The organism is Micromonospora sp. CPCC 205739 (assembly GCF_036906795.1).
In the GTDB taxonomy this organism is placed as follows: Bacteria; Actinomycetota; Actinomycetes; order Mycobacteriales; family Micromonosporaceae; genus Micromonospora.
Window position 1 is genome coordinate 339,867 of sequence record NZ_JBAKHS010000002.1, and the last position, 17,242, is coordinate 357,108.

The 17,242-nt window shown below is 74.6% G+C and carries 20 protein-coding genes; 19 read left to right on the forward strand and 1 reads right to left on the reverse strand.

Annotation, left to right across the window (positions count from 1 at the left end; translation table 11 throughout):
* Nucleotides 1–131: 131 nt before the first annotated feature.
* From ftsZ to V6U88_RS05570, 14 genes are all read left to right on the forward strand, one after another.
* Nucleotides 132–1,247, forward strand: a complete 1,116-nt coding sequence (gene ftsZ, locus V6U88_RS05505; RefSeq protein ID WP_334450414.1) for a cell division protein FtsZ — start codon at nucleotides 132–134, stop codon at nucleotides 1,245–1,247.
* A gap of 9 nt (nucleotides 1,248–1,256) precedes the next feature.
* On the forward strand, nucleotides 1,257–2,003 hold the full coding sequence (locus tag V6U88_RS05510; protein WP_334450415.1) for a YggS family pyridoxal phosphate-dependent enzyme: 747 nt from the start codon (nucleotides 1,257–1,259) through the stop codon (nucleotides 2,001–2,003).
* A 192-nt stretch (nucleotides 2,004–2,195) separates the two neighbouring features.
* Nucleotides 2,196–2,888: a cell division protein SepF gene (locus tag V6U88_RS05515; protein WP_334450417.1), complete on the forward strand. Its 693-nt coding sequence runs from the start codon at nucleotides 2,196–2,198 to the stop codon at nucleotides 2,886–2,888.
* A 29-nt stretch (nucleotides 2,889–2,917) separates the two neighbouring features.
* Nucleotides 2,918–3,217 carry a YggT family protein gene (locus V6U88_RS05520; RefSeq protein WP_088961129.1) on the forward strand — a complete coding sequence of 100 codons (300 nt, stop codon included), beginning with the start codon at nucleotides 2,918–2,920 and terminating at the stop codon, nucleotides 3,215–3,217.
* A gap of 52 nt (nucleotides 3,218–3,269) precedes the next feature.
* On the forward strand, nucleotides 3,270–4,070 hold the full coding sequence (locus V6U88_RS05525; RefSeq protein WP_334450420.1) for a DivIVA domain-containing protein: 801 nt from the start codon (nucleotides 3,270–3,272) through the stop codon (nucleotides 4,068–4,070).
* A gap of 216 nt (nucleotides 4,071–4,286) precedes the next feature.
* Nucleotides 4,287–4,937 (forward strand): hypothetical protein, encoded by a 651-nt coding sequence (locus V6U88_RS30230; RefSeq protein ID WP_442934572.1) that lies wholly within the window; start codon nucleotides 4,287–4,289, stop codon nucleotides 4,935–4,937.
* Between the two features lie 9 nt (nucleotides 4,938–4,946).
* Nucleotides 4,947–5,252, forward strand: a complete 306-nt coding sequence (locus V6U88_RS05535) for a DUF167 domain-containing protein (RefSeq protein WP_334450422.1) — start codon at nucleotides 4,947–4,949, stop codon at nucleotides 5,250–5,252.
* Between the two features lie 22 nt (nucleotides 5,253–5,274).
* Nucleotides 5,275–6,777 carry a potassium/proton antiporter gene (locus tag V6U88_RS05540; protein WP_334450424.1) on the forward strand — a complete coding sequence of 501 codons (1,503 nt, stop codon included), beginning with the start codon at nucleotides 5,275–5,277 and terminating at the stop codon, nucleotides 6,775–6,777.
* A 224-nt stretch (nucleotides 6,778–7,001) separates the two neighbouring features.
* Nucleotides 7,002–7,421: a TraR/DksA family transcriptional regulator gene (locus V6U88_RS05545; protein WP_154943859.1), complete on the forward strand. Its 420-nt coding sequence runs from the start codon at nucleotides 7,002–7,004 to the stop codon at nucleotides 7,419–7,421.
* 66 nt (nucleotides 7,422–7,487) lie between these two features.
* Nucleotides 7,488–8,114: a signal peptidase II gene (gene lspA / locus V6U88_RS05550; protein ID WP_334450428.1), complete on the forward strand. Its 627-nt coding sequence runs from the start codon at nucleotides 7,488–7,490 to the stop codon at nucleotides 8,112–8,114.
* A complete protein-coding gene (locus tag V6U88_RS05555) occupies nucleotides 8,111–9,058 on the forward strand; it encodes an RluA family pseudouridine synthase (protein WP_334450429.1) in 948 nt (315 codons plus the stop codon). Before lspA ends, V6U88_RS05555 begins: the two co-directional genes overlap by 4 nt.
* Before the next feature lie 34 nt (nucleotides 9,059–9,092).
* Complete coding sequence (locus V6U88_RS05560) at nucleotides 9,093–10,016, forward strand: hypothetical protein (RefSeq protein WP_442934570.1); 924 nt, start codon at nucleotides 9,093–9,095, stop codon at nucleotides 10,014–10,016.
* A 97-nt stretch (nucleotides 10,017–10,113) separates the two neighbouring features.
* Nucleotides 10,114–11,631 carry a MinD/ParA family ATP-binding protein gene (locus V6U88_RS05565; protein WP_334450430.1) on the forward strand — a complete coding sequence of 506 codons (1,518 nt, stop codon included), beginning with the start codon at nucleotides 10,114–10,116 and terminating at the stop codon, nucleotides 11,629–11,631.
* 56 nt (nucleotides 11,632–11,687) lie between these two features.
* Complete coding sequence (locus V6U88_RS05570) at nucleotides 11,688–12,638, forward strand: DUF2567 domain-containing protein (RefSeq protein ID WP_334450432.1); 951 nt, start codon at nucleotides 11,688–11,690, stop codon at nucleotides 12,636–12,638.
* Here the strand turns inward: V6U88_RS05570 and V6U88_RS05575 are convergent.
* Entirely contained in the window at nucleotides 12,553–13,251 is a 699-nt protein-coding gene (locus V6U88_RS05575) for an LON peptidase substrate-binding domain-containing protein (RefSeq protein WP_334450434.1), read from the reverse strand. The genes V6U88_RS05570 and V6U88_RS05575 overlap by 86 nt on opposite strands.
* Before the next feature lie 106 nt (nucleotides 13,252–13,357).
* Here V6U88_RS05575 and hisD point away from each other — a divergent pair, with 106 nt between their 5' ends.
* The 5 genes from hisD to hisH are packed head-to-tail and all read left to right on the forward strand — an operon-like array spanning nucleotide 13,358 to nucleotide 17,213.
* Nucleotides 13,358–14,680 (forward strand): histidinol dehydrogenase, encoded by a 1,323-nt coding sequence (hisD, locus tag V6U88_RS05580; protein WP_334450436.1) that lies wholly within the window; start codon nucleotides 13,358–13,360, stop codon nucleotides 14,678–14,680.
* Nucleotides 14,677–15,750, forward strand: a complete 1,074-nt coding sequence (locus tag V6U88_RS05585) for a histidinol-phosphate transaminase (protein ID WP_334450438.1) — start codon at nucleotides 14,677–14,679, stop codon at nucleotides 15,748–15,750. The genes hisD and V6U88_RS05585 overlap by 4 nt, the downstream gene beginning before the upstream one ends.
* Nucleotides 15,747–16,358 carry an imidazoleglycerol-phosphate dehydratase HisB gene (gene hisB, locus V6U88_RS05590; protein WP_334450440.1) on the forward strand — a complete coding sequence of 204 codons (612 nt, stop codon included), beginning with the start codon at nucleotides 15,747–15,749 and terminating at the stop codon, nucleotides 16,356–16,358. Before V6U88_RS05585 ends, hisB begins: the two co-directional genes overlap by 4 nt.
* 58 nt (nucleotides 16,359–16,416) lie before the next feature.
* Complete coding sequence (locus V6U88_RS05595; RefSeq protein ID WP_334450442.1) at nucleotides 16,417–16,587, forward strand: hypothetical protein; 171 nt, start codon at nucleotides 16,417–16,419, stop codon at nucleotides 16,585–16,587.
* Complete coding sequence (hisH, locus tag V6U88_RS05600) at nucleotides 16,587–17,213, forward strand: imidazole glycerol phosphate synthase subunit HisH (RefSeq protein ID WP_334450444.1); 627 nt, start codon at nucleotides 16,587–16,589, stop codon at nucleotides 17,211–17,213. The genes V6U88_RS05595 and hisH overlap by 1 nt, the downstream gene beginning before the upstream one ends.
* The last annotated feature ends 29 nt before the right edge of the window (nucleotides 17,214–17,242 follow it).

A 17,242-nucleotide genomic window follows, 5' to 3' on the forward strand; every position in this document is an offset into this window, starting at 1 on the left:
ATAACTGTAAGCCTCTAGTAGAGGGTGAGGGTTTAAGCCTGATCCTCTGTGGTGACAGCTGTCGTCGACCGCCGGTCTGGCCACGCCATACCCGGTCGGGGCGATGCCAATCTCGAAGGGAAGGACCGGAGATGACACCTCCGCACAACTACCTGGCGGTCATCAAGGTCGTCGGCATCGGTGGCGGCGGCGTCAACGCCGTCAACCGGATGATCGAGGTTGGGCTCAAGGGCGTCGAGTTCATCGCGATCAACACCGACGCACAGGCGCTGCTGATGAGTGACGCCGACGTCAAGCTCGACGTCGGCCGGGAGCTGACCCGGGGCCTCGGCGCCGGCGCCAATCCGGACGTGGGCAAGAACGCCGCCGAGGACCACCGCGACGAGATCGAGGAGGTGCTCAAGGGCGCCGACATGGTCTTCGTCACCTGCGGCGAGGGCGGCGGCACCGGCACCGGCGGCGCGCCGGTGGTGGCCAACATCGCCCGCAAGCTCGGCGCGCTCACCATCGGCGTGGTGACCCGGCCGTTCTCCTTCGAGGGCAAGCGCCGCCAGGTGCAGGCCGAGTCCGGCATAGACGAACTGCGCAACCAGTGCGACACCCTGATCGTGATCCCCAACGACCGGCTGCTGGCGCTCGGCGACCGCAACATCTCCATGATGGACGCCTTCCGCACCGCCGACCAGGTGCTCCTCTCCGGTGTCCAGGGCATCACCGACCTGATCACGACGCCGGGTCTGATCAACCTGGACTTCGCGGACGTCAAGAGCGTGATGAGCGGCGCCGGCAGCGCGTTGATGGGCATCGGCAGCGCCCGCGGTGAGAACCGCGCGGTGGAGGCGGCCGAGGCGGCCATCTCCAGCCCGCTGCTGGAGCAGAGCATGGACGGCGCACGGGGCGTGCTGCTCTCCATCGCCGGCGGCTCCGACCTCGGTCTCTTCGAGATCAACGACGCGGCCCAGCTGGTCACCGACGCGGCCCACCCGGACGCCAACATCATCTTCGGAGCGGTCATCGACGACGCGCTCGGCGACGAGGTGCGGGTCACCGTCATCGCGGCCGGCTTCGACGGCGGCGCGCCGGCGTACAAGGCGGCCGAGGCGCCGCGCAAGACCAACCAGAACCAGCCGGCGCCGCAGAGCCAGCCGGTGACGCCGCCGGCCACCATGCCGGCCCCGCAGCAGTCGCCGCGCCGGGTGCTCTTCGACGACGTGGACGTGCCCGACTTCCTCAAGAACGGTTCCTGAGCTCCGCCGATGACCGACGAACCAGCCACGGTGCGGCCCGACCGGCGCGCCGAACTCGCGGCCGGGCTCGCCCGGGTGCGGGCCCGGATCGCGGACGCCTGCGCCGCCGCCGGACGCGACCGCGCCGAGGTCACCATGATCGCGGTCACCAAGACGTACCCGGCCGGCGACGTGGTCGCGCTGGCCGGCCTCGGGGTGACCGACGTGGGGGAGAACCGCGACCAGGAGGCGTCCGGCAAGGCGGCCGAGGTGGCCGCGGCCGGGGTGAGCCCCCGCTGGCACTTCATCGGCCAGCTCCAACGCAACAAGGCCCGCTCGGTGGTCCGCTACGCCGACGTCGTGCACTCGGTGGACAGCGTCCGGCTGGCCCGGGCCCTGGACGCCGCCGCGTCCGCCGGCCGGGACCGGCCGCTGGACGCCCTGGTGCAGGTCAGCATCGACGGCGACCCGGCGCGCGGTGGCGCGCTGCCGGACTCGGCCGACCCGGACCGCGGGCTGGGCCCGGTGGCCGAGGCGCTGGCCGGGGCCGGCGGCCTGCGGCTGGCCGGGCTGATGGCGGTGGCGCCGCTGGGCTGGGAGCCGGAGCGGGCGTTCGCCCGGCTCGCCGAGGTGGCGGCGCGCTTCCGCGAACGGCACCCCGAGGCCGGCGCGCTCTCCGCCGGAATGAGCGGGGACCTGGAACAGGCGATCCGGTACGGCGCGACACATGTCCGCGTCGGCAGCGCGTTGCTCGGAATGCGTCCCACGCTGCGGTAGCCTGACCGCGATAGAAGCAAATTACATCAGTGTTGTTTCAGGAACGGCGTCCCGTTGTCGGGGGCACGGCGGGCGGCCGCGAACCGCCTGTCGGGGGATTGCCGCTCCGATCCGGTGGGCATGGATTGTCCATTCGTGATCAAGCGACACGGCACGGGGGTGCGTGCCGCACGGCGGACGGAAGGGCGCGGGATGGGTGCACTGCGCAAGGCGGGGGTCTGGCTCGGTCTCGTCGAGGAAGATGACGAGCGGGCCTACGACGACGGCTACGACAAGCCGGCCTACCGCGAGTCGCGGTACCGGTCGAGCCGGTACTCGGAGGAGTTCGCCGACGACGACGAGGACGACTCGGAGGAGCCGCCGGCGCCGCGTCCGCGGCTCGGCGAGCGGGGCCGGCTCAGCGAGCGCGGCGCGAGCCGTGCCGCGGAGGCCGAGCGGGCCGACGACGACCGGCCGGAGCGGGTCGAGCGGTCCAGCGTCCGGTCGATCACCCGCTCGGGCGCCGGGGAGACCTCGGGCGCGCTGACCTACCACACCCGGGACAACCTGGCCCTGGCTCCGCAGAGCCAGGCGCGGGAGCGTGCGGTGGTGGCCGAGGAGGAGCAGCGCTACCAGATCACCACGCTGCACCCGACCACCTACCGGGAGGCGCGCACCATCGGCGAGCACTTCCGCGACGGCGTACCGGTGATCATCAACCTCACCGAGATGGACGAGGCCGACGCCCGCCGCCTGGTGGACTTCGCCGCCGGGCTGGCGTTCGGGCTGCGCGGTACGATCGAGCGCGTGACCAACCGGGTGTTCCTGCTCTCACCGGCCAACGTCCAGGTCACCGCGGAGGACAAGGCCAAGATCGCTGAGGGCGGCTTTTTCAGCCTGAGCTAAGTCCGCCCGACCGAGGGACGTCGCCTGCCGTGTTGTCGATCGTGCTCCAAGCGCTGTACCTGTTGCTGTACCTCTTCCTTATTGTGCTGTTGGCCCGATTCGTCCTCAGCGCCGTCCTCCAGTACGGTCGCCGGTGGCAACCGGGGCGCGGGGCATCGGCGGGACTGGAATCCGTGTGGAGCGTCACTGATCCGCCTCTCAAGGCGTTGAGGCGTGTGATCCCTCCACTGCGAATTGGTACCGTGAGCATCGACCTGGCCTCCCTTGTGCTCCTGGTTATCCTGTTCGTGCTGATGGAGTTCGTGTTGAAGCGGTTGATCATCGGATGAACATCCGGTGGCCCAGCCCGCTACGCGGCCGCAACTGACCCGAGGAGTTTCGATGCCGCTGACCCCGGCCGACGTCCACAACGTCGCCTTCAAAAAGCCGCCGATCGGCAAGCGGGGGTATGACGAGGAGGAGGTCGACGCCTTCCTGGACGAGGTCGAGCGTGAGCTTGCCCGTCTGATCGAGGAGAACAACGAGCTGCGCGCCCAGGTGGAGCGCGGCGGCCGTGGTGGCGCACCCGCCGGCCCCGGCGGCGACGCCCGTCTCGCGGCGGAGCTCAACGACGTCAAGGCCCAGCTCGACCGGGTGCAGCGCGACAAGGCCGCGGCCGAGCAGGCCGCCCGGGCCATGCAGGCCGAGCTGGAGCAGGTCCGGTCCACCGGTGGCCCGGCCGGCGGTGGCGACGGCGAGCAGCAGGCGCTGCGGGTGCTGATGATGGCCCAGCGCACCGCCGACGACCACGTCTCCGACGCCCGCCGCGAGGCCGACCAGCTCCTCTCCGAGGCCCGGTCGAAGGCCGAGGAGGTCACCCGCGAGGCGCGCGCCAAGGCCGACGCCCTCGAGCGTGACGCCCGTCAGCGGCACCAGGAGGCCATGGGCGGCCTGGACGCCAAGCGCACCGCGCTGCAGAAGCACATCGAGGAACTCAAGCAGTTCGAGCGCGAGTACCGCACCCGGCTCAAGGCGTACCTGGAGAGCCAGCTGCGGGACCTCGACGGCCGGGGCCAAGGCCTCGAGGCCGAGATGACCCGCGCCGAGGGCAGCCGTGCCGCCACCGGCAACGGGCTGGCTGCCGCGGGCCTCGCCGGCTCGTACGGCGGCGGTCGCTCCGGCGCTCTCGAAGCCGGTCGCTGATCCACGGTCGGCGGCCGTCGCCCGACGGTCCGCCGACCGCGCACACCTGACACGACGCGGCGGGGGTGAGCCGTGATAGTCGCAAGTCTGCTGCTCATCCTCGTCGCGGTCGTCCTGCTGGTGGTCGGTCTCGCCGACGGCTCCAGCACCCTGTTGATCAGTTCCATCGCGGCCAGCCTGTTGGCCGCCGTCGCGTTGGTCGCGGGCGCCCGCCAGGTGGCCGCCGCCAGGGCGACGACGGACCGACCCGGGCCGCGCGCGGGACGGGGTTTCGCGGGTGCGCCCCGCTTCACCGCCCCACCGGAGCCCTACGCCCCGGTGGAGCCGGAGATCCCCGTCCAGCACATTCCCCCGACGAGCGGCACCGGTGGCGACGGGTGGCGGCAACCGCCCGAGCCGCCGGTGACCGGTGCCGCCGAGCCGTGGGAGCCGCACGCCGAGAGCCCGTGGGAGCCGGAGAGCGGGGCCGCGCGCCGCGCGCCGGACCCTTCGTGGGAGGCCCCCGCGGCCGCCGGGCGATCCCGCGACGTGGACGACGCCGGCCCGTGGCAGTCGGTGAGCCCCGCGCCCGGCCGGTCCTGGCGCGGCGCGCAGTCCGACGCCTGGGCGGGGGAGCAGGCCGCGCCGGTCGACGACGAACCGGAGGTCCAGCAGGTGTCCCCGGCCGACGCCGCGTGGGTGGCCCGGCTGGATACCGAGGTGCGGGTGATCGACGGCCGCCCCCGCTACCACCTCTCCTCCTGTCCCCACCTGCTCGGCCGCGACGACGAGCCGCTGCCGGTCTCCGAGGCGGTCTCGCTCGGCTTCACCCCGTGCGCGGACTGCGCGCCGGACACCACGCTGCTCGCCGACGCCCGACCGAGCTGAGTCGCGTCGATGCCCACCGGAGATCCGCTCACCGTCGCGGTACGCGTCAAGCCCGGCGCCTCGCGGGCCCGGGTCGGCGGCCGCTTCGATGGCCCGCACGGCCCCGCCCTGGTGATCGCGGTGAACGCGCCGGCGGTCGACGGGCGGGCCACCGAGGCGGCCCGGAAGGCGCTGGCCGGGGCGCTCGGCGTACGGCCGGCCGCGGTGTCGCTGCGCACCGGCGCGGCCAGCCGGGACAAGCTCTTCACCGTCGAGCGTCCGAGCGCCGGGCTGACCGACGTACTCCGCCGGCTGCGCGACGGATCGGACGGGTGAGGGCGCTGCGGGTCGGTGACCCGTGACGCCGGGGATGGACCTCGCGCTGCTGCTCGGCGCCGCCGTCCTGCTGGTGGCGGTCGGCGCGGTCCGCTTCTCCACCCGCCTGGGCGTGCCGAGTCTGCTGGTCTACCTGGCGCTCGGGGTGGCGATCGGGGAGGCCGGGCTCGGCATCCACTTCGACGACGCCGAGCTGACCCGGGTGCTCGGCTTCTGCGCGCTGATCGTGATCATCGCGGAGGGCGGGTTGACCGCCCGGTGGAGCATGCTGCGCCCGGTGCTCGGGCTGGCCGCCGCCCTCTCCACGGTCGGCGTGCTGGTCAGCATCCTGGTCGTCGGCCTGGCGGTGCACCTGCTGCTCGGCGTGGACTGGCGGCTCGCCCTGCTCTACGGCGCGGTGCTCTCCTCCACCGACGCGGCGGCGGTCTTCGCCACGCTGCGCCGGCTGCGCCTGCCGCCCCGGCTGGTGGCCACCCTGGAGGCCGAGTCCGGGATGAACGACGCCCCGGTGGTGATCCTGGTGGTGCTCCTCTCCCGCGACGGCGAGGGTGCCCACCCGTGGTGGTACGAGGTGTTCCTGGTCGGCTACGAGCTGGGCGTGGGCGCGGCGGTCGGGCTCGCCGCCGGGCTGACCGGTCGGTTCGCGCTGCGCCGCGCGGCGCTGCCCTCGTCCGGGCTCTACCCGATCGCCGTCGTCGGATTCACCGTGCTGGCGTATGCGGCCGGTGCGGTGCTGCACGCCTCCGGCTTCCTCGCCGTGTACGTGGCCGGGGTGCTGCTCGGCAACGCCCGGCTGCCGCACCGGCAGGCGATCCTGGGCTTCGCCGACGGCCTGGCCTGGCTGGCCCAGATCGGGTTGTTCGTGCTGCTCGGGCTGCTGGTCACGCCGAGTCGGCTGAACGCGGCGGTGCTGCCGGCCGTGGTCGCCGGCCTGGCCCTGCTGCTGCTCGCCCGACCGTTGTCGGTGCTGGTCGCCGCGCTGCCGTTCCGGGTCAACCTGCGGGAACAGGCGTTCCTGTCCTGGGCCGGGCTGCGCGGGGCGGTGCCGATCGTGCTGGCCACCATCCCGCTCTCCCAACGGGTGCCGGGGGCGGACCGGCTCTTCGACGTGGTCTTCGTACTGGTGGTGATCTTCACCCTGTTGCAGGCGGGCACCCTGGCGTCGGCGGCCCGCCGGTTGCGGGTGACCGCGCCGGCCGAGCCGGCCGAGATCCGGGTGGAGACGGCGCCGCTGGAGCGGATGCGGGCGGACCTGCTGCAGTTGGAGGTGCCGCCGGGCTCCCGGCTGGCCGGCGTGCACGTGGACGAGCTGCGGTTGCCGGTGGGCGCCTCGGTGACCCTGGTGCTGCGCGACGGGTCAGGCTTCGTGCCCGGCCCGGACACCCGGCTCAAGACGGGCGACAGCATGCTGATCGTGGCGACGGCCGGGGTGCGGGACCAGGTCGAGCGGCGGCTGCGCGCGGTCAGCCGGCGGGGTCGACTGGCCAGGTGGTTTGGCGAGTACGGCGAGGATCGGGATGGGTGATCTGCTAGCGTTCCCTTTGCCCCAATTAGGGCTTACTAGGGGCTGAATAGCGGCACGACGGTGCGCCACGTTGTCGGACGCCTGTACGTTCCGTATTCTTGCCAACCTCCGGAGTGCGCGGCCCTCGTTGCCGTGCGCCCGTTTTGTTACGTGGGGGACGCCAGGCCGGTGACCCCTGTCCGGACACCGCCGACCGCCGCGCAATGCGGCTGAGGGAGCTGACGATGGCGAAGCCAGCCGACACCAGGACCGCCGGCCGCAAGCCTGCGGTGAAGGCCACCCGCAGCGCGGCGGAGACCGAGAAGATCCGGGCGGCCCTGGCGGCCCGTCGGGACGAGCTGCGAGCCGAGTACGATCAGACGTTGAGCGAGATCACCGAGCTGCAGCGCGACCGGCTGACCGACTCGGCCGGGGACGACCAGGCCGACACCGGCACCAAGACGTTCGAGCGCGAGCAGGAGATCTCTCTCGCCAACAGCATCCGGGAACGGATCACGCAGGTCGAGCGGGCCCTGGAGCGCCTCGACGAGGGTGGCTACGGGTGGTGCGAGCGGTGCGGGAACCCGATCCCGGTCGAGCGGCTCGCCGCCTTCCCGTCGGCGACCCTCTGCGTGACCTGCAAGCAGCTGGAGGAGCGGCGCTGACGTCCGCTCCCCGGTGATCGCGAGACGGTGCACCCGCACCGTCGCCGAGGAGTCGATGGGGAGTCGATGACCACAGCACCGACCGGCGGATCCGGCACCACTGAGCCGGGCGACGGTACGCCCCGCCGCAAGGCGGTCGTGGTCCTGGCCACCATCGCCCTCGTGGCGCTCCTGGCCGACCTGCTCACCAAGCACCTCGCGCTGATCACGCTCGACGACCGGGAGCCGGTACGCCTGCTCGGCGGCGCCGTCTACCTGACCCTGACCCGCAACAGCGGGGCGGCCTGGAGCATCGGCGCCGACCACACCTGGATCTTCCCGCTGATCACCATCGGCGTGGTGGGCTGGATCGTCTGGATGGCGGTACGGCTGCGGTCCCTGCCGTGGGCGGTCTCGCTCGGCCTGGTGCTGGGCGGCGCGCTGGGCAACCTCACCGACCGGATCTTCCGCGCCCCGGGGCACTTCGTCGGGCACGTGGTGGACATGGTCAGCCTCTTCGACCCGTACGGCCAGGTCTGGCCGGTGTTCAACCTGGCGGACAGCGCGCTGGTCTCCGGCGTGATCCTCGCCGTGCTGCTCGAACTGACCGGCCGCCAGCGCGACGGCAGCCGGCTCGGCGCGGAGCGCGCCACCGACGACGCCCCGGCCGGCGACCAGGACACCGCCGGCGCCGAGCCCCGGGGGCGGGCATGACCTCCGCCTTCGCCGCCGGGGGCGGCGACCAGCGTTCCCTGCCCGTCCCGGACGGGCTCGACGGCATGCGCCTGGACCAGGCGGTGTCCCGGCTCTTCGGGCTCTCCCGCACCGCCGCGGCGGCCCTCATCGACGCCGGTGACGCGCTGGTCGACGGCGTGGCGCGGCCCAACTCGCACAAGGTGAAGGCCGGCTCCTGGCTGGAGGTCACGCTGCCCGCCCCGGTCGCGCCGCCGACGGTGGTGCCGCAGGCGGTGCCGGGCCTGGACGTGGTCTACGCCGACGACGACATCGTGGTGGTGGACAAGCCCGTCGGCGTGGCCGCCCACCCCAGCCCCGGCTGGACCGGGCCGACCGTGATCGGCGGCCTCGCCGCGATCGGGCACCGCATCTCCACCAGCGGCGCCGCCGAGCGGCAGGGCGTGGTGCACCGCCTCGACGTCGGCACCACCGGGATCATGGTGGTGGCCAAGAGCGAGCAGGCGTACACCGCGTTGAAGCGGGCCTTCAAGTACCGCGAGGTGGAGAAGCGCTACCACGCCGTGGTGCAGGGGCACCCCGACCCGTCGCGCGGCACCATCGACGCCCCGATCGACCGGCACCCGCACCACGACTACCGCTGGGCGGTGGTCTCCGGCGGCAAGCCGAGCATCACCCACTACGACACCCTCGAGGCGTTCCCGGCGGCGAGCCTGCTGGACGTGCGGCTGGAGACGGGCCGCACCCACCAGATCCGGGTGCACTTCTCGACGCTGCGCCACCCCTGCGTGGGCGACATCACCTACGGCGCCGACCCCACCCTGTCGGCCCGGCTCGGGCTGAGCCGGCAGTGGCTGCACGCCCGCTCGCTGAGCTTCCTGCACCCGCGCAGCGGCGACGAGGTGACCTTCGTCAGCGAGTACCCCGACGACCTGGCGCGGGCGCTGACGGTCCTGCGCGACTGACCGCACCGAGCCGAGCGACAGGGGGCCCGCGCCGGTGAGCGCCGCCGTACCGCCACCGGCCGACCGGCCGACACCGCCGGTGGGCCGGCCGGACCGTGCCCGCCCCCGGTGGCTGTGGTGGGCCGCGATCGCCGCGGTGGGGGCGGTGCTGCTCACCGCCGGGTGGGCGGGCCGCCGGGACGAGCCGGTCGGCGACCGGACCGTCGGCGAGGTCACCCGGGTCGGGGTCCGGCCCGGCGACGACATTCCCGGGTACGTGCGGGCCGCCGCGGCGGAGCTGGCCGCGCTGCCGCCGTCCGGGTCGCCGTCCGGGACGTACGCGCTGGTCTCGTTCACCTCCTACCTCGCCCCGCAGGAGCTGCCCCGGGTGCTCGCGGACGCCCCCGTCTCCGAGGTGGTGGCGCGGGTGCCGCTGCCCGACCGGCAGACCGAGGTGGTCCGCCTGGCGGCGCAGCTGCTGCCGCAGGACGTGGTCGCCGCGATGGCGACGGTGGCCGAGCGCAAGGAGCGCGAGGCCGCCGACCAGCGCGCCCGCGCCGCCACCGCCGAGGGTGAGCTGCACCGGGTGTACGCCACCGGCGCGGAGGTGGCCGTGGGGGAGGCGCGGGCGTACCGGGCGGGGTGCGGGTGCGTCTACGCCGCGGTGGTGCGTGCCGACGCGGCGGTGCTGCGCACGCTGGCCGCCCGGCCCGGGGTGCGGGCGGTGGACCCGGCGCCGGAGCTGCGCCGGCTGGACCGGGCGGTGGTCATCCCGCCGCTGCCCGAACAGCGGGACGTGGTGCGGCCGCCGGCCGACACCGCGCTGGACCCGACCGGGCCGACGATGGGCGTTTCGTCGGAACAGGCACGGGACGTGATCGATCCCTCACCCGCCGGATCGATCGCCCCGCAGGGGCCGACACCCCCTCCGACCTCGCCGGACACCGGCGGTGGCGCGCGACCCGCCCCGGGCGGGTGAGTTTTGCCCCCGGGGGATGTGCGGGGACAGGTGTGGTCCGAATAGGGTTTCGTTCGTAGCCTGTCAGGCGGAGATCGATGGCGCGGGAGGGCGAGCCTTGGACGGCACCGAGACCGGCTGGGGCCGGTCGGCCGAACCGGCACCGCGATGGCGGGCCTTGCTCGACCGCGCCCGCCTCGGCGGCCGCGCCGGCGAGCAGCCGGAGGCCGACCGCCGCGCCGAGGAGCCGCCCCCGACGCGTGAGCCGCTGCCGCGGCGCGGGTCGGGCGCCGGCTGGTCCGGGCGCGCCTCGGCCGCCGTGCCCCCGCCCGTCGAGCCGGGCTACGGCACCGAACCCGGCTACCGGGCCGAGGCGACCTACCGGGTCGACCCGGCGTACCGGATGGAGCCGTCGTACCCGCCCGAGCCGCCCTACCGCAGCGAGCCGGCGTACCAGCCGGAGCCGTCCTACCGGGCCGAGCCCGGCTACCCGCCGGAGCCGCCGGTGGAGTCCCGCTACGCGTTGCTGGACAACGGCTACCGGCACGAGCCGCCGCCACCGGTCGAGTCGCGGTACGCCCCGCTGCTCGACGACGGCTACCGGCCCGGCTACGCCCCGCCCGAGCCGGCGTACCCGCAGCAGCCGGCGTACCGGCCGGAGCCGGTCTACCCGCCGGAGCCGGTGCGCCCCGCCGAACCGGCGTACCCGGCGGAGCCGGCCCGCCGCACCGAACCGGCGTACCCACCGGCGGTGACCGCCGACCGGGGCTATCCGCCGGCCCGGATCGAGCCGGCCCGGATCGAGTGGCGCCCGCAGGCCCCGCAGGACGAGCAGGAGCGGGCCGCCGCCGTGCTGCGTCGCGACCTGGGCACGCCCCGGGTGCTCGCCTTCGCCAACCCCAAGGGCGGGGTGCACAAGACCACCGCCACCGTGCTCGCCGCGGCCACCGTCGGCAGCGTCCGCGGGCGGGGCGTGCTGGCCTGGGACGACAACGAGCTGCGCGGCACCCTCGGGCTGCGCGCCGGCAGCGCCCGGCACGCCCGGACGATCCGCCACCTGATTAGCGACCTGGCGCACATCGAGATCCGCGAGGGCGCCGAGCTGCTGGAGTCCCTCGACGACTACCTGCGGCACGCCTCCGACGGCTCGTACGACGTGCTGGCCGGTGAGGAGAGCCCCCGGTTCGCCCAGCGGCTGGACCAGTTCACCGTCAAGCGGGTGCTGGAGCTGCTGCGCCGCACCCACGACGTGGTCTGCGTGGACACCGGCAACAACGTGGAGAGCGCCAACTGGCGCACCGTCATGCACGCCGCCGACCAGCTGGTGGTGACCACCGTGCCGCGCGAGGACGCCGCGTTCAGCGCGGACTGGATGCTGGACCTGCTGCACGAGGAGGGGATGGGGGAGCTGGCCGACAACGCGGTCACCCTGATCTCCTGCCCGACGCCGGGCCGCTCCCAGCTCCAGGACGACCTGGAGCGGCACTTCGCCACCCGGACCCGGGCCGTCGCCGTGGTGCCGTACGACCCGGCGCTGGAGACCGGCTCCTCGATCGAGTACCACCAGCTCCAGCCGGAGACCCGGCAGGCGTGGCTGCGCGCCGCCGCGGTGATGCTGGAGCCGTTCGCCCGCTGAGCGGGTGTCCGGCCTCCCGAGCCCCGCGTCGCCGCCCCGCCTGAGAGGATCATCGGGTGAGTCCGGACACCCCCGATCCGTACCGGCCCGTCGACCGTCCCGACGAGCCGGATCGTGCCGCCGCGCCCGCCGGCCCCGCCCCGCCCGCGGGCCCGACGGCCGGGCCGGCGCACGACGGCTGGACCCCGCTCTCCGGCGCGTCCGAGACCGGTTCGTCGCCCGCCGGGCCCACCGCGCCGGCCCAGCCGGACCCGCCGGGCGGTGCCTCCTGGCCCGCCCCCGACGGCTCCTGGCCGCCGCCGGCCGCCGGGCCGGGCTCGGCCGCGTCCTGGCCCCCGGCCTACGCCGGCCTCCCCGAGCAGCCGGGCGACCGGGTCCGCGGGACCCTCCTGGCGACCCTCGCCACCCTGCTCGGGTTGACCGTTCTGGGTGTGCCGCTCGGGCTGCTCTGGGCCGCCCTGGCCCCGGACACCCCGGTGCTCAAGACCGCCGAGGGGGCGGTCTACGCCCAGCCGCAGCCGGAGCAGCCGATCGCCGCCGACGGCTGGTTCAGCCTGCTCGGGCTCGGCTTCGGGCTGCTCGCCGCGGTCGGGCTCTGGATCGTGCTGCGCCGCCGCCGGGGCCCCGCCGTGCTGGCCGGGGCGGCCCTCGGCGCGCTCGGCGCGGCGCTGGTCGCCTGGCAGGTCGGTCGCCGGGTCGGGCTCTCCGGCTACCAGCGGCTGCTGGAGAGCGCCCCGGAAGGGACCGCCTTCGCCAAACCGGCGGACCTGCGCGCCGGGGGGATCGAGTGGGTGTTCGGCTTCCTGCCGGTGCCTTTCGGGGACCTGCTGCTGCCGGCGTTCGCCGCGGCCGTGACGTACACCCTGCTGGCCGGCTGGTCGCGGTGGCCGTCGCTGCGCCCGGAGCCCGAGCCCGGCGGCCTCAGTTGGGTGCCGGAGGCGACGCCAGCTCCGACAGCGGCACCGGAACCGCCCGCACCTGGCGCAGCAGAGCCGCCTCGCGGTTGAGCAGCCGCAGCTCGGCGCGGAGCCGGGCGGCGGTGTCGTCGATCGCCAGCAGCCGCTGGCGGTCGGCGACGGTGAGCGCGGCGGTCGCCGCGACCAGGTGGGACAGGACGGTGGGGTCCTCCGGCAGCTGCTCGGAGATCTCCTCCGGGTCGGGCCGGATCAGCCCCAGGTACTGCCGGAAGACCGCGATCACCCGGGCCGCCAGCAGCTCGGCGATGTCGTCGGTGCCGCCCGGCTCGGGCAGCCACTCCACCTCGGCGGTCAGGTACGGCGCGGAGGCGTCGTCCACCTCGGCGATCCGGAACCGTCGCCGGCCCACCGTGACGATGTCGAAGCCCCCGTCGTCGAGCTCGGTGACCTGCCGCAGCTCGGCGGTGCAGCCCACCTCGTGCAGGGTCACCTCGCCGCCGCCCGGCGTCGCCCGGCCCGGCCCGGGGGCGACCTCCCAGCCGGCCTGGATAGCCACCACGCCGAACTCGCGGGGCGCCCCCTCGGGGAGCCCCACCAGGTGGCGCACGAGCGCGCGGTAGCGCTCCTCGAATATGTGCAACGGCAGCACGAGTCCGGGAAAGAGCACCGTTCCGAGCGGGAACACCGGCAGCCGCGCAGTCACGCGTCGAGCCTAGCCCGACCGGACTCCTGGAGCGTGGCTCGGCTCACGCCTCCCGGGGTACGGGCGGCGCGGGCCCACCGGCGCTGGGCCGCCTAGACTCGCAAGGGTGTTGAATCGGATCGACCTGCGCGGCGGCGTCCGTGACCCGCGCCGCCTGCTGCCCCGTGCCCAGCTCGACGTCTCCGTGGCGGTCGAGCGGATCCGCCCGCTCGTGGAGGCGGTCCGGGAGCATGGGTACCCGGCGATCCGGGAGGCCAGCGAGCGGTTCGACGGGGTGTCCCCGGAGGTGCTGCGGGTGCCGGCCGAGGCGATCGCCGAGGCCGAGGGGACGCTCGACCCCGAGGTGCGCGCCGCGCTGCTGGAGTCGATCGCCCGGGCCCGCAAGGTGCACGCCGACCAGCGGCGCATCGACCACACCACCCAGGTCGTCCCCGGCGGCACGGTGACCGAGCGCTGGGTGCCGGTCGACCGGGTGGGGCTCTACGTCCCCGGTGGCCTGGCGATGTACCCGTCGACCGTGGTGATGAACGTGGTCCCCGCCCAGGCGGCCGGGGTGCGGTCGCTGGTGGTGGCCAGCCCGCCGCAGCAGGACAACGGCGGCCTGCCCGACGCCCGGGTGCTCGCGGCCTGCGCGCTGCTCGGCGTCGACGAGGTGTACGCCGTCGGCGGCGCCCAGGCGGTGGCGATGCTGGCGTACGGCGCCGCGGTCGACGCCGAGGGCAGCGCGCACTGCGACCCGGTCGACATGATCACCGGCCCGGGCAACATCTGGGTCACCGCCGCCAAGCGGCTGCTGCGCGGCGTGGTCGGCATCGACGCCGAGGCCGGCCCGACCGAGATCGCCATCCTGGCCGACGACACCGCCGACCCCGCGCACGTCGCCGCCGACCTGATCAGCCAGGCCGAGCACGATCCCCTCGCCGCCAGCGTGCTGGTCACCCCGTCGGTCGAGCTGGCCGACGCGGTGGAGCGGGAGCTGGCCCGGCAGGTGCCGGCCACCAAGCACGCCGAGCGGGTCAGCACCGCGCTCAGCGGCGAGCAGAGCGGCGTCGTCCTCGTCGACGACCTCGACGCCGGGCTGCGGGTGGTCGACGCGTACGCGGCCGAGCACCTGGAGATCCAGACCGTCGACGCCCGCGAGTGGGCGATGCGGGTCCGCAACGCCGGGGCGATCTTCGTCGGCGCCTGGTCGCCGGTGTCGCTCGGCGACTACTGCGCCGGCTCCAACCACGTGCTGCCCACCGGCGGCTGCGCCCGGCACTCGTCGGGGCTGTCCGTGCAGTCCTTCCTGCGCGGTATCCACCTCGTGGAGTACAGCCAGGACGCGCTGCGTGAGGTGGCCCCGCACGTGGTCACCCTGGCGAACGTGGAGGACCTGCCGGCGCACGGCCAGGCCGTCGGCGTCCGCTTCCCCCGGGGGTTGGCGTGACCAGCCTGGACGACCTGCCGCTCCGCGACGACCTGCGGGGCCTGACGCCGTACGGGGCGCCGCAGCTGGACGTCGCGGTGCGGCTGAACACCAACGAGAACTCGTACCCGGTGCCCGAGCCGGTGGTCGAGGCGATCGGCAAGGCCGTCGCGGCGGAGCTGCGCGACCTCAACCGGTACCCGGACCGGGACGCGGTGGCGCTCCGCGCCGACCTGGCGGCGTACCTCGGCCACGGGCTCACCGTCGAGCAGGTCTGGGCGGCCAACGGCTCCAACGAGATCCAGCAGCAGCTGCTGCAGGCGTTCGGCGGTCCGGGGCGCAGCGCGCTCGGCTTCACCCCGGCGTACTCGATGCACCCGCTGCTGGCGCTGGGCACCGGCACGGCATGGGTGCCGGCCGCCCGGGGCGCCGACTTCGGGCTGACCGCCGCCGACGCGGTGGCGCAGGTCCGCGAGCACCGGCCGGACGTGGTCTTCCTCTGTTCGCCGAACAACCCGACCGGCACCGCGCTGGACCCGGAGGTGGTCGCCGCGGTGCTCGACGCCGCCCCCGGCATGGTGGTCGTCGACGAGGCGTACGCCGAGTTCGCCCGCCCCGGCACGGTCAGCGCCCTCGCCGTGCTGCCCGGCCACCCGCGGCTGGTGGTGACCCGGACGATGAGCAAGGCGTTCGGCTTCGCCGGCGGCCGGCTCGGCTACCTGGCCGCCGACCCGGCGGTGGTGGCCGCCGTGCAGCTCGTCCGGCTGCCGTACCACCTCTCGGCGCTCACCCAGGCCGCCGCCCGGGCGGCGCTGGCGCACCGCGACGCCCTGCTCGGCACCGTCGACGCGATCAAGGCCCAGCGCGACCGGATCGTCGCCGAGCTGCGCGCCCGCGGCCACCGGGTCGCCGACAGCGACGCCAACTTCGTGCTCTTCCAGGTGGCCGGCGACCAGGCCGCCGCCTGGCGCACCCTGCTGGAGCACGGTGTCCTGGTCCGCGACGTCGGCTTGCCCGGCTGGCTGCGGGTCACCGCCGGCACTCCCGCCGAGACCGACGCCTTCCTCGCAGCGATGGAGAAGCTTTCATGAGCCGGACCGCCCGGGTGGAGCGGATCACCAAGGAGACCAAGGTCCTCGTCGAGATCGACCTCGACGGGACCGGCCAGGCCGAGATCAGCACCGGGGTCGGCTTCTACGACCACATGCTGCACCAGATCGCCCGGCACGGCGGATTCGACCTCACCGTACGCACCGTCGGTGACCTGGAGATCGACGCCCACCACACCATGGAGGACACCGCGCTGGCCCTGGGCGCCGCCTTCGACCAGGCGCTCGGCGACAAGGCCGGCATCCGGCGGTACGGCTCGGCCACCGTGCCGATGGACGAGGTCCTCGTCCGGGCCGCGGTCGACCTCTCCGGCCGCCCGTACGTGGTGCACGACGAGCCGCCGCTCGCGCCGTACATCGGCCCGGTCTACCCGACCAGCATGACCCGGCATATCTGGGAGTCCTTCGGCCAGTCGGCCCGGATCACCCTGCACGTCGACGTGCTGCGGGCGGCCCGCCCGGGCGGCCACCCGGACGCCCACCACGTGGTGGAGGCGCAGTTCAAGGCGGTCTCCCGGGCGCTGCGTGAGGCCACCGCGATCGACCCGCGCTCGCAGGGTGCGATCCCGAGCACGAAGGGTGCGCTCTGATGAGCGCGAGGAGTGCAGCGCAGCGGAGCCCCGCAGTCGCGAATGAAGGAGAACTCTGATGGGGCCGGTGCTGCCGACGCTGCTGTTGATCCTGGCCGGCGTGCTGGTCGGCGGGACGTGGTCGTTGCACAAGCAGGGCGCGCCGCGCGGGGCGGTGGTCGTCAGCGCGCTGCTGGCCACGCTGGCCACCGTCGCCGGGGTGCTCTGGCTGCTTCCCGGGGAGGGCTGATGACCACCAGGATCGTGGTGCTGGACTACGGCTCCGGCAACCTGCGCTCGGCCGAGCGCGCGCTGGAGCGGGCCGGTGCCGAGGTGACCGTCACCGACGACCTGGCCGCCGCCGCCGAGGCGGACGGCCTGGTGGTGCCGGGCGTGGGCGCCTTCGCCGCCTGCCTGGCGGGGATCGAGGCGCTGGGCGCCGGCCCGGTCATCGCCGAGCGGGTCGCCGCCGGCCGGCCGGTGCTCGGCATCTGCGTCGGCATGCAGGTGCTCTTCGAGCACGGTGACGAGCACGGTGTGGTCACCAAGGGGCTCGGGCTGCTGCCCGGCGGGGTGACGAAGCTGCCCGCCGACCGGCTGCCGCACATGGGCTGGAACACGGTGCACGCCCCGGCCGGCTCGGTGCTCTTCGCCGGCCTGCCCGCCGACAGCCGGTTCTACTTCGTCCACTCGTACGGCGTGAACGACGTCGCCGGGCTGGCCGCCGCCGGTGCCACGGTCACCACCGCCCACCACGGCACCGACTTCGTCGCCGCCGTGGAGCGCGGCGCGCTCTCGGCCGCCCAGTTCCACCCGGAGAAGTCGGCCGACACCGGTGCCGCCCTCCTGCGCAACTGGCTGGCCACGGTTGGCTGAGCCGGCCGGCCTGCCGCGGGGCACCTTGG

Excerpts from the sequence above, each read along its gene's own strand:
- ftsZ (WP_334450414.1), top strand. The coding sequence starts at position 132 with ATGACACCTCCGCACAACTACCTGGCGGTCATCAAGGTCGTCGGCATC.
- V6U88_RS05510 (WP_334450415.1), top strand. The coding sequence starts at position 1,257 with ATGACCGACGAACCAGCCACGGTGCGGCCCGACCGGCGCGCCGAACTC.
- V6U88_RS05515 (WP_334450417.1), top strand. The coding sequence starts at position 2,196 with ATGGGTGCACTGCGCAAGGCGGGGGTCTGGCTCGGTCTCGTCGAGGAA.
- V6U88_RS05525 (WP_334450420.1), top strand. The coding sequence starts at position 3,270 with ATGCCGCTGACCCCGGCCGACGTCCACAACGTCGCCTTCAAAAAGCCG.
- V6U88_RS05535 (WP_334450422.1), top strand. The coding sequence starts at position 4,947 with ATGCCCACCGGAGATCCGCTCACCGTCGCGGTACGCGTCAAGCCCGGC.
- V6U88_RS05545 (WP_154943859.1), top strand. The coding sequence starts at position 7,002 with ATGGCGAAGCCAGCCGACACCAGGACCGCCGGCCGCAAGCCTGCGGTG.
- lspA (WP_334450428.1), top strand. The coding sequence starts at position 7,488 with ATGACCACAGCACCGACCGGCGGATCCGGCACCACTGAGCCGGGCGAC.
- V6U88_RS05555 (WP_334450429.1), top strand. The coding sequence starts at position 8,111 with ATGACCTCCGCCTTCGCCGCCGGGGGCGGCGACCAGCGTTCCCTGCCC.
- hisB (WP_334450440.1), top strand. The coding sequence starts at position 15,747 with ATGAGCCGGACCGCCCGGGTGGAGCGGATCACCAAGGAGACCAAGGTC.
- V6U88_RS05595 (WP_334450442.1), top strand. The coding sequence starts at position 16,417 with ATGGGGCCGGTGCTGCCGACGCTGCTGTTGATCCTGGCCGGCGTGCTG.
- hisH (WP_334450444.1), top strand. The coding sequence starts at position 16,587 with ATGACCACCAGGATCGTGGTGCTGGACTACGGCTCCGGCAACCTGCGC.